The following is a 12,550-nucleotide window of genomic DNA, read 5'->3' on the forward strand; positions in this document are numbered from 1 at the left end:
ATATTCCTTTTGACGAGAGATTAGATTATATCAAAATAGCAGACGCTAAGGGTGTATATCCTATTCATGTTGTGTCTCCAGATATTAGTAACTCAAGGCTACAAAACGTCATTAAAGTCTCCAAGGGGTTTATTTATACTACCCTGAAGGTTGGGATTACTGGTGCTGGTAAAGAGATAAGCGACGAGGGTAAGAACTTTGTGAAAAAGCTTAAACAACAAACGTCTCTACCTGTGCTTGCTGGCTTTGGAGTTTCGTCTAAAGAGCATGTGAATCAATTGAAAAAAATTGCTGACGGAGCAGTTATAGGTAGTCATATTTTAAATTTACTTAACTCTCATGGAAGAGAGTCGGTAAGTGAATTTTTAGTTTCCTTAAAAAAATAGTTATATTCATAAATTTAGATAGGATAAATGTTTAATAATTCTCGTTAAAGGGAATAGCTTATAGTATAGATAAAATTATGAGGATAAAGCTTTTTTTATAATTCTTAGAGAGGACGACAACTTAATCCTCTTTGGCAGGCTAGGAAGGAGGAAAATGATGAAAAGCAAACCAGCACCAGAAATATTTAGAAACAAATATCATATGAAGGTAGAAAAAAGGGTTATAACTTGGATTTTTCTGGAAACAAACTCAAATTAGCTTTTGGTTCAATATCTAAAGCAGTTGTTTCCCCGTTTAAGTATCTATAGTGTCCCGCACAAGCGATCATGGCCGCATTATCTGTACAGTATTTTAGTGGAGGCAGTGAAACATTTAAATCTGTTCTTTCTACTAAAACTTTCCTTAAAAATGAATTAGCCGCCACACCACCAGCAATTATTATTTGGTTTGCGTTATATTCTTCTGCAGCTTTAAATGTTTTTCCCGTTAATTCAGAAATAAGTTTGTTTTGGAAAGACGCACAGAAGTCTTTCATTATTTGGCTATCTTTTGGTTGTTCAAGAAGGTTTAATTCTTTACTCATGTGTAGAGCAGCTGTTTTTAGCCCACTAAAGCTAAAGTCTAAGGGATTTGCTGTTTTAACAGAAGGGAATCGATATTTTTTAGGGTTACCTTCTTGAGCAAGCTTATCAATAATTGGTCCACCAGGATAGCCTAATCCTGCGATTCTTGCTGACTTGTCAAAGGCTTCACCTATTGCGTCATCTAAGGTATTACTAATTAACTGGTAGTCGAACGGCTTGTTGATGAGAACAAGTTGGGTGTGTCCACCAGAGGCAATTAGTGCTAAACATGGGTATTCGAAATTTGAGTTGTCATCTAAAAGATTGGAATAGATATGTCCTTCTAAATGATGTACAGCAATAAAGGGTTTTTTCAGTGTATATGCTAGTGTTTTAGCAGCAGTAATTCCAGTACTTAAGGCACCCAATAATCCCGGTCCTTTGGTTGTAGCTACTAGGTCGAGGTCCTCTTGTTTTATGCCTGCTTCTTTGATGGCTTTTGTGATACAGGGGATGATGTTCATAACATGTAGTCTGGATGCCATTTCAGGAACAACACCACCATATTTCTGATGGTCTTTGATTTGAGAATAAATAATATTAGTTAAAACTTTTCTGCCATTTTCTATAACAGCCACAGATGTTTCATCACAGGACGACTCAACGCCAAGGGTTAATATTTTTTTCATGAGGTTATTATAGCTTGTTATTTAGTTATTGATAAAGCTTGGGTTTTTAAGAGTTTTTTATTAAGGGGAAGGATTAACTAGCTAACGTTAAAAGGGAGCTTTTAGATGTATGTTTAATGCGATACAAACTTAAGTCCAATAATTGAGACAATTAGTGTTGTTATGAAAAAAAGTCTCCAAAAATCAGCAGGTTCTTTAAAGATGATTATCCCAATTAAAACAGTACCAACAGCTCCGATTCCTGTCCATACTGCATATGCAGTTCCAATAGGTAATTCCTGTGTTACCTTAACAAGTAATAACATACTGATTGTGAGGCAAAGTAAAAATCCCCCATACCAATACGTTGCAACTATTCCTGTTGCTTCTTTTGCATTACCAAGACATATTGCAAATCCAACTTCAAATAGTCCTGCTATAGTTAATAAAATCCAATTCATTTATTTCTATCCTTATTAATTATTTCATGTTTACAAAACGTGTTCACTTTACCACAGATAAATTAACATTATTTGTTGTAGAAATCAATTTGGGTTTGCTTGTTAGGCGGGGGGTCAATAGAAGTTTTGTTATAATTCTTCCCTTTGCAAGGGAAGGTGGCTCAACGTAGTTGAGTCGGAAGGGTCTAAAGTATTTGTAATCTGCTCAGTGCTGTTTTTCTGCCTAAGTAAAAGAGTATTTCTCCGATACCAAGTGATTTTTTTTGGCCTGTTATAAGTTCTCTTAGTGGCATGGCTATATCTTTAAATGTAATCTGGTTGAGCGTCATAAGCTGGCTAAGTTTTTCATCTAACTCACTCTCTGTCCATTTTTCCTGTGGGATATTTTCTAATACTTTTTTGATTTGTGGTAGCAGACTGAGGATAAAAACTTGATGTTCTTTAAGCAGTTCTTCTCCTGCAAGAAAATCATTAACAAAAGGGTGCAGTAATTCATTTAGTTCTTGGACGCTAAATGCTTTTATTTGTACTTTTTTCATTAATTCTTTGTATAAGTCAGAACGTTCAGCGTTATCTATTGATTTTTGAATATTGGAGTATTGTTGATATTTTTTAAACATAGAAGCATCAGCATTGCTAATATATTGAGAGTTTAACCAATTAAGCTTTTTAAAATCAATTTTGGCAGGGTTTTTTGATACTTTATTAACGTCAAATAGTTCGACTAATTCTTTTTCTGAAAAAATTTCTTGATTTTCATGCCCCCATCCAAGTCTCGCTAAGTAATTCATGACAGCTTCTGGTAAATATTCTTTCTCTTGGTAGAAAGTAACGCTTGCATCATCTCTTCTTTTGCTAAGCGGTTTACTGTTTTCATCTACAATTAAGGGTATGTGGTGCCACTCAGGTTTTGGGAAATCCAAATAGTCATAAATAATTTTATGTTTTTCAGTATTAGTTAAATGGTCAACACCACGAATAATGCAGTTAACGTGCATATCATGGTCATCAATTACAACAGTAAAATGAAAAATTGGCATACCGTCAGATCTCCAGATAACGAAATCTTCGACATTGTCTTTTCCTTTTAAGTAAATGGCTCCGTCCTTTTTGTAAGCAAGTCCCTTTTCGATAAGATGGTCTTTATAAGAAGCATATACTTGCAGCCTTTTGGATTGGTATGGAACTTCTTCATTATCCCAATTTATACCTATCCATTTAAGTGATTTTTTTATCTGCGTTGCATATTCTTCTTTAGACCTTTCTACATCAGTATCTTCAAAACGTAGAAGAAATTTCCCCTTACAATGCTTGGCATACAAATAGTTAAAAAGAGCCGTTCTAGCTCCTCCGATATGTAAATTCCCTGTTGGGCTTGGTGCAAAGCGAGTAATTATCATAATTGTATTATACAGTTCAATCGTTCAATCGTTCAATGGTTCAATGGATGGAAATACTCTGTTGGCTGAGCCAGACAGAGCTGTGATGGCCAAGTTGTTCGTTATCTGAGTGTTTTTGGTGGATTAATTTATTTGTTTTGGATTTTGAATGATTCTATCATTTTATGCGTTTGCTGCATTAGTTCTTCTACATTTATAATTCTTTTGTCATTATGAATGAATAAACTTTCTGATAATGTAAATATATATCCTGCATTTTGTAACTTCATGCCATAGTCTACATCATCCCCTTCGTGGAATAGCTTGTTTCCATGTTTTATTTTTTTTGCTATTTCAGCTTTTATAATAAAACATTGTCCAGACAGATAATTGTTTTTAGAATATGGCTCAGAGTAGTCCATTTTTCTTATAGGTGGTTGGCAGCACCAATCATAAAATCTTCCACCATTAACGTTATAACATTTTGGTATTTGAATATCGTCTTCAGTAATAATTAATTTATTAATTATAATATCATCATCTAAGGCAACGATGTATTTCCCGTTCGCTAGCTCGAATCCTTTATCTCTCATTTTTGATGTTTGTCCTGTTTTTGCTTCTTCTATCATTGGAAAGTATATAAAATCAGCCCTTTCCATATTTTTTGGTAAAACTCCAGTTATGATAATTTCTTTGTCTATATGGGTTAGGATATCAATGGAAGATATTAGTAGCTGGAATTCTTTTGGTCTGGCATAGTTTGTTCGAATACAGAAACTAATCATGATAGTTAACATATTATATGTTTGACTGGAATTGTAAAGTGACATGGTACGTTGAGTTGGTAGCTTTTGGAAAGAAACCTTTTGTCAAATTTGCAACATAGAGGGTGTTAGCGATGAGTTATCCTTCTTCGCGAGTACCCTCTATATTGGAACTACATTTTGTTCTTATTTGAATTCCTTTGAGGCTGCATTCATAGAAGATGAGCGGAAAGTAATTTTTTTGATTGGCATCTTGTCTTTAAGAAGTTCGTAAAAAAGCTCGCAAAGATTCTCACAAGTAGAAACTTTTTTTGTTACAACTATTCTGTATTCTGGATAAGACCAAGCAAGTGCATGGTTTATTTTTTTAAGAGGAACACAATTCTCTAAGTCGTTGTTAATGTCTTCTTGTTTGTATACGGCAAGAACAGCCTCAAGAAGTGGGTCGCCTTCTTGAAATAATGATGCATGGTGAAAATGGTCACAAACCTCCCATGCTTTTTTGAATCCATCTTTGCAAGCATGCGCAAATCCTGTTACCGAATCCACTGTATCTTCAAGCTCAAGTTCTAAAAGACCGGAGTGACCGTGAAGGTGTTTTGCTTCTCTTGGCCATTTCATGAACCTATGTGCGTACTGGAAATCAAGCTTTACTATTGATGTGTACTTATTGTTTGACATAATAAACTCCTTTAATTCGTTTTAACTTAATTGACTGATGAACCTTCTTAAATTGAAAATAGGCTCAATATTCAAATATATTTTATTTTAAATACAACTCCTTTCAATTCATTAATAAATATTTTGACCGTTGTTATTGCTTTTGTTTTTACAATTTTCGCATATTCCGTCTAAAACAATTTTTTGGCTCAATACTTGATGTTTTTTGGTTATACTTTCTGGTAGTTTAACCATATTATATTCCGTGTTCATAAAATCAATAATCCTATTGCACACTATACAGTGAAAATGATGGTGCGGTTCTGTCTTTGGGTCATATCTTTTTGCTCCATCTTGGTCTTCAGTACGTTTAATAATGCTATTCCTAGTAAAAGTAATTAATGTTCTATTAACAGTATCAAATGATATATTAGGTAATTTTTGTTTAATTTTTTGGTAAACAGTGTCTGCGGTGGGGTGATTGCTGTTGTGGATAAGCTCGCTTAAAATTGCCATTCTTTGAGGTGTGATTTTTAGATTGGCTTTCCTTAATTTTTGCGCAACCGTTTCTTCATTATTATCCTGATAGTTCATAGTTACTACTATATAGGATTTATTACTATACTTCAATATGTAACTTGCTATTTAATGATTTTTTTTCATATTACTGGAGTAGAGCTGGTTTTACTTTTCATGGGGTAGTCGTTAGGTGAAGAGCCAATACATGTAAAATTTGATGAACGTTTATTGCGAAAACATTGAACTGGCGGAGAGAGAGGGATTCGAACCCTCGATACCTTACGGTATACACACTTTCCAGGCGTGCGCCATAAACCGGACTAGGCGATCTCTCCATGCCAAGGGATTCATTATAACGTTCACAAGCTTAGTTCGACAATGCTCAGGATGAACAATGTTTGAATATTTCAAAGACTATATATTAAATTAAAAACTAAAGTGAAAAGATTCTGAGGGTAGTTCTATCGCCGTGAGAGGTCCATTGCGAAAAGCCTCAGTGTCAAGGTTAACGCAAGTGTCTGAAATATAAGGTCTGTAGCTCTGAAAAGGTATTTTTGCATAGTCATAGTTGAAATAATGCAAATTCATAGCATTTACAGGTGTGTGCCCAAAAATATATTTATATTTACTTTTGTAATCAGAATTTAATAAAGGGCTTCTGGTCTCGCTTATTCCTAGCATACAGTCTAGATCACTTTTTTGATTTGGATTAATCCCTGCATGTGAGAAATGGTAATGTGTTTGCCAACTTCCATCTGTCCGGGCAAAGTCACGTAGCTCTTGAAAAAATTTAGCATGTTGCATTAATGGTTGAATGTTCGTCGCTTGCACTATGTGGTTAGCAAAGTCGCCTCCGTACCTTTCCCCGTGGATAAGAATTAGTTGCATTAATAATTTAAGGTTCGGATAATCATTTATAATGGTTCCTTGGTTGTTGGCTAAGCCATGTTTATTCATTTTTTGCCAGAGTTTATTTGCGATTACTGCCGGTATTTCAAAGTTTAAGAAAAACTCATCTTTTGTGACATTGTGAAATGATAATGTTGCACCATAGCTGAGTAGAGTTTCTAGCCCACCATTTAAAACCCAGGAGGTTTGTGATTGTAAAAACATCGCTTCATGGTTGCCGCCTAAACACACTAAATTTGTTTTGGTTTTCAAGTTTTCCAAGAAATCGATTGCATCTCTTGTATTTAAACCTCTATCAATTATGTCTCCTAGAAAAATAACAATATCTTCTTTCGCAAAATCAAGCATATGAGCAAGTTTAACTAATTTTGTATAACTGCCATGGACATCACCAATTGCAAAAAGCCTTCCTGTTATTGCTAGTTTTTTGGGCACCATAAATAATCGTTGAACCCTTTTTAAAATAGAATAGTTGTTGCTTGATAGCGCAGTATTAGTGGGTTCTATATATAAAGACTCTTTCCCTTTATTAATAATATTTATTTCAGAATGATACATAGTATAGGTGTCAACAATAACTCTTTTTAGTGCTAATGTTTTTTGATTTAAAGATATTAGTTTTTTCTGCATAGAAATATATCGTGCATAGAATGTAATATTCTCAATGGGTTTGTTCATAACAAAAAATTACATTAAAAAAATATTAAAGTTATTTCCTGAAAAGCCGGCTATTTAGCCATTATAGGTCGGTGCTGCCTTTGGTGATTTCATTTTCTTTACATTATGATAATAGTCATAAGTTAGAGGAATGTCGTTTGATAAGTTTTTACAACCTTGGATTTCACCAATAAACATAGTGTGGGTTCCAATATCCATCTGATTAATAACTTTTGCTTCCATAATAGCTACAGAGTTTTCAGTTACTAACGGAGTACCAGTTTCGCCGATTTCATACTTAGTGTCTTCGAATTTGTTCTTATCTCTACCACTTTTAAATCCAAATTTACCTATGAAGGGTATTGGTGTGTCTTGTTCCAAAACGGAAACACCAAAAAAGCCACTCTTTTCTATGTATCCATGAGTCAGATTTTCCTTGTTAATGCAGGTCGCTATTCTTGCAGGCTGAGAAGTTACCTGGAAGACAACAGTTGCTATTTGACCATTATATTTTTTATCAAGAAATGAGCTTACAATATAAACACCATAACCTAATTTAAAAAGAGCGGACTTATCCACTATAGTGTTATTCCCATAGGAGGAACAAAAACTCTAGTAGCAAGGTCTTTGTCTATCATAAAAAGACCAGCTGAATCACCCGCAAGTTTTAGGGTTTGGATAATATCATCAAAACTTGCTTCTTCTTCTACTTGTTCATCAATAAACCATTGTAGAAAGCTAGCACTAGCATGGTCTTTTAGTTCATAAGCTAGGTCCATTAGTTTTCCAATACGTGCGGTTACTTTGGTTTCATGTTCAAGGGAAAATTGGAAAGCATCAATTGGGCTTTTCCATTCTTTGCCTGGGTCGCCAATAGCAGAAAGGAAGACCTTCCCTCCTCTATCTATTACAAAATCATAGAATTTTTTAGCATGAGCTTGCTCTTCCATTGCTTGAACTCTCATCCAACTAGCCATTCCTTTGAGGCTGATTGATTCAAAGTAAGCAGACATTGCTAGATATATGTATCCTGAATATAGTTCGAAGTTGATTTGGTCATTAATCGCATCTTGCATTTTTTTGTTTAACATAGTGAACTCCTTAGCCCCAAACCCCCTAAAGTGGGTTTAAGTTGTTTTTCTTTATTGTAGTGATTTTGAAAGTCATATTCAAGTAGTAATTTCCCTTCAGTCAGCTTATCACTTCGAGAGCCTCAGTGAACGCTGACAGCTCCCCGATTCGGGGAGCCGAATATTTGGTTAGTTGATCTTTAAAATGTATATTGAAATGAATTTAAAAGCCTCCCCAAATTGGGGATGTGTCACAAAATGACGAAGGGGAGTATTTGCCTTTAAGCCTTAATGAGATTAAAATAATTCCACTATGAAATTTGAGGTTGGATTAATAATTGATATTGAGCAGACAATAACCGAGCTCGAAACAAACCATTATTCCAGAACAAAGTTGGTCCTTAATCCAGGCGAGTATGCTATTCGTGGAAGCATTATAGACATTTTCCCTTCAAATAGTAACGCTCCTATCAGACTAGAGCTTTTTGATACTGTCATAGATGATATCAGGACTTTTGAGCCAACTACACAGCGGTCACTTTCTAAAAATGATAGAGTAGAAATAGCACCTTACGACAAGAGCATTAAGCGACATGAGTATGTAATTCCACATGAAATCCTTTTTGATTTAAGCATCGGTGACAAGGTGGTTCATATTAACCATGGGATAGGTATTTATCAGGGTCTTGAACGAATGAAATTTGGTGAGTTTGAAGGCGAATATGCTGTGGTTGAGTATCAAGAAGGCGATAAGATTTTTATCCCGATTGAGCAATTAGCCAGGATTTATAAATTTTCAGGCGGTATCTCTCCCGTTATTAATTCCTTACGAGACAAACAATGGGAAAAGACACAGCAGAAAGTTAAGAAGGTTGTTAAAGATATTGCAAAAGACCTTTTTAGTCTTTATAAAAATCGTAAGTTAAGAGAAGGCTTTGCGTTTCAGGAAGACAGTGAACTCATTTTGCAGATGGAAGAAACCTTTCCTTTTCAAGAAACAAGAGACCAGTTAAAAGCTATTGAAGATATTAGAAAAGACATGGAGTCTCGCAAGGCAATGGATAGACTCGTTTGTGGTGATGTTGGATTTGGAAAGACAGAAGTCGCAATTAGAGCAGCACTTAAGGCAGTTATTAGCAGAAAACAGGTGGCGGTGCTTGCACCAACTACAATTTTATCCAAACAGCATTATGAGGTTTTTAAGTGCAGGATTGGTAGTCTAGGAGTGAACGTAGAGTTTATTAATAGATTCAAGACAAAGAAAGAACAAAAAGAAACATTAAATAAACTAAAGATGGGAACTATAGACGTTATAGTTGGTACACATAGATTATTACAAAAAGACATAGAGTTTGCTGATTTAGGACTACTTATAATAGATGAGGAGCAGAGGTTTGGAGTTATTGCAAAAGAGATGCTTAAAAAATATAGAAGCCATATAGATGTTTTAACCTTATCTGCTACACCTTTACCGCGAACATTATACATGTCTATTTCTGGAATCAGAGATATTAGTGTTATTAATACGCCACCACTGGAACGTTTGCCTATCCTTACAGAGTCACATGAGTTTGATATAGGTTATATAAGGGACAAGATTAAGTTTGAGCTTAAACGCAAGGGGCAAGTCTTTATATTACATAACCGGATAAGTGACATTATTCATTTGCAGAATCAAATACATAATGTTTTGCCAGAGATTGATATTCGTGTTGGTCATGGGCAGATGAGTGCGAATCAATTAGAGCAGTTGATGATAGATTTTTATGAGGGAAAATTCCCCGTACTTATTGCTACTACAATCATTGAAAACGGGGTGGATATACCTAATGCCCATACAATGATAATAAATAATGCAGAGCATTTTGGGCTTGCGCAGCTTCATCAGCTTAGAGGTAGAGTAGGAAGAAATCAGGTTCAGTCTTATTGTTATTTATTGTATAAGGATAAAACATTGTTTACTCAAGAAGTGAAAGAAAGATTCGAAGCTTTAATGGAATTTTCTGCTTTAGGATCAGGTTATGATATTGCGCTTAGGGATTTGGAGTTGCGTGGGATTGGAAATATTCTTGGTACTGCCCAAAGTGGTTATATGGAAGCAGTAGGCTTTGAATTTTACATGCATATATTAAATGAAGCAATTGCTAGGGAAAAGGGCGAAAAGCACAGAGAAAGACCTTATTTGAACATTTCCACTAGGATGGAAGCATATATTCCAGAAGAGTATATCCCAGATATGAGTATCAGATTAGCGTTGTATAAGTCTATTGCTGTGCTTAGTAGCAAACAAGAAGTTATCAACCTAGTTAAAGAATGTGAGGATAGGTTTGGCAAATTGCCAGATAACCTAGTTGTGATGTTGCAGTTAATAAGCCATGAGCTAGATGAATAAAACAATTATTGGATGTTACTGATATTTTTTACTATAATGGCTGATAATGTTTAAAAATATAAAGTCGTTGTTGTTATCTATAAAAATGTACCCTTTGTTTGTTTCTGTTATTCCAGTTTTTGTTTGTTTTTTGGTTGCTAAGAACAACAATGTGTTGATTGGTTTGTTGCCTTTTGTTCTAATGATCTTAACAGTTGCAGTGGCTGTTTTAGCAATTAATTTGGTTAGCGAATACTTTGTTTTTAAAAAAGGCAAATCATCTCGGTCAATATTTGAACCAATAATAATGTTGTCAGAAAAATTTTTTAAATCGAAGAAAATGATACTTTGGGTTGTGTTGTTATGGATTGTATTTTTTGTGTTGTTGTTGTTTTTTGTTTTGTATTCCAGCGTAAACCTCATGTGGTTTGTTTTGCTGGGTTGGTTAGGTTGGCAAATATATATTCCGCAAAATAATTTAATAAAAAAAAGTAAGTATAGTGAAATAATTGTTTTTCTTTTATTGGGACCACTACTTTTTTCAACAATTTATTACGCTTTTACTGCTGACTTTTCTTTTAGATTGCTTTTGTTTTCTATCCCCTTTGGTTTGTATGTTTCATCGATTGTTACGGCAAACTACTTACAAGAAACCAGCGACAACTCTTTAATGACAAGAGTAAGGGGGAAGAGACGTTATTATGTAGAAATAATTTTACCCTATGTGATGTTATTTTTATTGGTTATTTTTAGTAATAAATACTTTCCTTTATTGATTGTATTCTTGTCTGCTTTTAGAGCGTATAAGCTGGTTGTTAAATTGGTTCGTGACGATGTAGACGAGCTTGTTTTAGAAACAGTTCAATTACAGAAAATGTTTAGCCTTCTGTTGTTTTTAGGCGTATTTATAGAGTATTTAATTAAATAAAAACTGCAAACATAGCACAACTAATTATTAGTTATGCTATGTATTTTTAATACTAGATTAAAACGTAGACGCTTCGATTCTTCTGTTTAGTGCACGCCCAGCTTCTGTGTTGTTAGTTGCAACTGGATCTGCCTCACCAAGACCTTGCACTATAATTCTTTTTTTATTAACTCCAAATTTATAAATTAGTACATTTGCCACTGATTTTGCTCTAAGTTCAGATAGTTGTTGGTTAAATTTCTTATCACCTTGATTATCTGTGTATCCCTTAATAATCAGGTTAATTTCTGGATGGTATAATAGAAATTCAGCATAATTCTGTATAACTTTTTCATATTCACTCTTAACCGCAGATGCACCAGAATTAAAGTTAATCTTCATGTTCATTTTCTCTACTTTACCTTTTTGTTTAAAAACTTCTTCTAGTTCATTAAAATATGTTTTTTTCACTGGTTCTTTAATTTCAGGAATAATTGGAGCAACAGGAGCAACTGGTTCTGGCTTTTTTTGCTCAACTTTAGCTGTTGGCATATAAAAAATAATTTGATAAATAGTGTCATTTCCTGAGTTGTTATCAAAGTATAAATTTTTAACTTCAAATCTTGGTTCAAAGTTATCAGCAATTTTGAGAAAGCAACCGAAGCCAAGGTCAAGCCCAAGCTTTGCTTGGTATCCGCCAACGCCACCAATACCAGCCAGCAGATAAGGAGTAATTATGCTTTTATTGGGGAATAGATAGAGAGCGTTTGCTCCACCACCAACAAGCAGCTTGTCTTCGCCTAAACTAGTTATTTTGCTAAAAATAAAGCCAATATTATAGTCTAAAAAGAGGTTTTCGCTAATTTTATCGGTATAATACGCTCCAATTTCCCATGAATTGTTATGGTCTTTAGCTTGATCCATATAATGATAGCCAATATACGGCGACACTACTGCGTCATAAGAAAAACTAAAAGTTAATATAGATAGAAGCAGTGAAAAGATAAGTATTGTTTTTTTTGTATTCATAATTTTGTCATCTCCATTTTTTAATATTAACCATCTTATGGTATCGGCTATTGGAAGTCAAATTTCCTTGCGTAGCTATTGCCTTTTATAGTTATTTACGAATAAAGTATCGTAATTTTTTCCCAATATTCCCACATTAATATTCATTTTTTTATCATTAGTTTGTAAACATAGATTAAATTTGTATAATTAAACTAAAGATTGTA

Annotated in this window: 13 protein-coding genes and 1 tRNA gene; 3 read left to right on the plus strand and 11 right to left on the minus strand. The window is 34.2% G+C overall.

The genetic code is table 11. The annotated features are described in order from the left end of the window. Positions 1-386: BtpA/SgcQ family protein (locus PHF25_03460; GenBank protein MDD4527079.1), on the plus strand; the 386-nt coding region annotated here is incomplete at its 5' end. 221 nt (positions 387-607) lie between these two features. On the opposite strand, the gene tsaD is transcribed toward PHF25_03460, so the two are convergent. The 10 genes from tsaD to PHF25_03510 form a co-directional block, all read right to left on the minus strand. After that, positions 608-1,639, minus strand: coding sequence for a tRNA (adenosine(37)-N6)-threonylcarbamoyltransferase complex transferase subunit TsaD (gene tsaD, locus PHF25_03465; protein MDD4527080.1), 1,032 nt, complete (start codon positions 1,637-1,639; stop codon positions 608-610). Between the two features lie 113 nt (positions 1,640-1,752). Then, positions 1,753-2,079, minus strand: coding sequence for a multidrug efflux SMR transporter (locus PHF25_03470; GenBank protein MDD4527081.1), 327 nt, complete (start codon positions 2,077-2,079; stop codon positions 1,753-1,755). A 185-nt stretch (positions 2,080-2,264) separates the two neighbouring features. Further along, a complete protein-coding gene (locus PHF25_03475) occupies positions 2,265-3,479 on the minus strand; it encodes a glutamate--tRNA ligase (GenBank protein MDD4527082.1) in 1,215 nt (404 codons plus the stop codon). A gap of 128 nt (positions 3,480-3,607) precedes the next feature. Next, on the minus strand, positions 3,608-4,243 hold the full coding sequence (locus tag PHF25_03480; GenBank protein ID MDD4527083.1) for a hypothetical protein: 636 nt from the start codon (positions 4,241-4,243) through the stop codon (positions 3,608-3,610). A gap of 165 nt (positions 4,244-4,408) precedes the next feature. Next, positions 4,409-4,903 carry a 6-carboxytetrahydropterin synthase gene (locus tag PHF25_03485; GenBank protein MDD4527084.1) on the minus strand — a complete coding sequence of 165 codons (495 nt, stop codon included), beginning with the start codon at positions 4,901-4,903 and terminating at the stop codon, positions 4,409-4,411. Positions 4,904-5,014: 111 nt separating this feature from the next. Then, positions 5,015-5,476, minus strand: coding sequence for a Fur family transcriptional regulator (locus PHF25_03490; protein MDD4527085.1), 462 nt, complete (start codon positions 5,474-5,476; stop codon positions 5,015-5,017). A gap of 170 nt (positions 5,477-5,646) precedes the next feature. Continuing rightward, positions 5,647-5,736: transfer RNA gene (locus PHF25_03495), tRNA-Ser, on the minus strand. A 91-nt stretch (positions 5,737-5,827) separates the two neighbouring features. Then, positions 5,828-6,988, minus strand: a complete 1,161-nt coding sequence (locus tag PHF25_03500) for a metallophosphoesterase (GenBank protein ID MDD4527086.1) — start codon at positions 6,986-6,988, stop codon at positions 5,828-5,830. Positions 6,989-7,042: 54 nt separating this feature from the next. Then, a complete protein-coding gene (locus PHF25_03505) occupies positions 7,043-7,546 on the minus strand; it encodes a flavin reductase family protein (GenBank protein MDD4527087.1) in 504 nt (167 codons plus the stop codon). Next, positions 7,546-8,058 carry a ferritin gene (locus PHF25_03510; GenBank protein MDD4527088.1) on the minus strand — a complete coding sequence of 171 codons (513 nt, stop codon included), beginning with the start codon at positions 8,056-8,058 and terminating at the stop codon, positions 7,546-7,548. Before PHF25_03510 ends, PHF25_03505 begins: the two co-directional genes overlap by 1 nt. Before the next feature lie 292 nt (positions 8,059-8,350). On the opposite strand from PHF25_03510, the gene mfd reads away from it, so the two are divergent. Together mfd and PHF25_03520 are read left to right on the plus strand one after the other, a co-directional pair. Further along, entirely contained in the window at positions 8,351-10,429 is a 2,079-nt protein-coding gene (gene mfd / locus PHF25_03515) for a transcription-repair coupling factor (GenBank protein MDD4527089.1), read from the plus strand. A 46-nt stretch (positions 10,430-10,475) separates the two neighbouring features. Beyond that, entirely contained in the window at positions 10,476-11,336 is an 861-nt protein-coding gene (locus PHF25_03520; protein ID MDD4527090.1) for a prenyltransferase, read from the plus strand. 57 nt (positions 11,337-11,393) lie between these two features. Here PHF25_03520 and PHF25_03525 read toward each other — a convergent pair whose 3' ends face one another. After that, a complete protein-coding gene (locus PHF25_03525) occupies positions 11,394-12,344 on the minus strand; it encodes an OmpA family protein (GenBank protein MDD4527091.1) in 951 nt (316 codons plus the stop codon). Between the last annotated feature and the right edge of the window lie 206 nt (positions 12,345-12,550).

The organism is Candidatus Margulisiibacteriota bacterium, assembly GCA_028706105.1.
Classification (GTDB): Bacteria; Margulisbacteria; Riflemargulisbacteria; order GWF2-35-9; family DYQY01; genus DYQY01.

What these genes read in the sequence shown, in the direction of transcription:
- tsaD (MDD4527080.1), bottom strand. Translation starts at nt 1,639, where the DNA reads ATGAAAAAAATATTAACCCTTGGCGTTGAGTCGTCCTGTGATGAAACA.
- PHF25_03525 (MDD4527091.1), bottom strand. Translation starts at nt 12,344, where the DNA reads ATGAATACAAAAAAAACAATACTTATCTTTTCACTGCTTCTATCTATA.
- PHF25_03500 (MDD4527086.1), bottom strand. Translation starts at nt 6,988, where the DNA reads ATGAACAAACCCATTGAGAATATTACATTCTATGCACGATATATTTCT.
- PHF25_03475 (MDD4527082.1), bottom strand. Translation starts at nt 3,479, where the DNA reads ATGATAATTACTCGCTTTGCACCAAGCCCAACAGGGAATTTACATATC.
- mfd (MDD4527089.1), top strand. Translation starts at nt 8,351, where the DNA reads ATGAAATTTGAGGTTGGATTAATAATTGATATTGAGCAGACAATAACC.
- PHF25_03490 (MDD4527085.1), bottom strand. Translation starts at nt 5,476, where the DNA reads ATGAACTATCAGGATAATAATGAAGAAACGGTTGCGCAAAAATTAAGG.
- PHF25_03485 (MDD4527084.1), bottom strand. Translation starts at nt 4,903, where the DNA reads ATGTCAAACAATAAGTACACATCAATAGTAAAGCTTGATTTCCAGTAC.
- PHF25_03480 (MDD4527083.1), bottom strand. Translation starts at nt 4,243, where the DNA reads ATGATTAGTTTCTGTATTCGAACAAACTATGCCAGACCAAAAGAATTC.
- PHF25_03510 (MDD4527088.1), bottom strand. Translation starts at nt 8,058, where the DNA reads ATGTTAAACAAAAAAATGCAAGATGCGATTAATGACCAAATCAACTTC.
- PHF25_03520 (MDD4527090.1), top strand. Translation starts at nt 10,476, where the DNA reads ATGTTTAAAAATATAAAGTCGTTGTTGTTATCTATAAAAATGTACCCT.
- PHF25_03470 (MDD4527081.1), bottom strand. Translation starts at nt 2,079, where the DNA reads ATGAATTGGATTTTATTAACTATAGCAGGACTATTTGAAGTTGGATTT.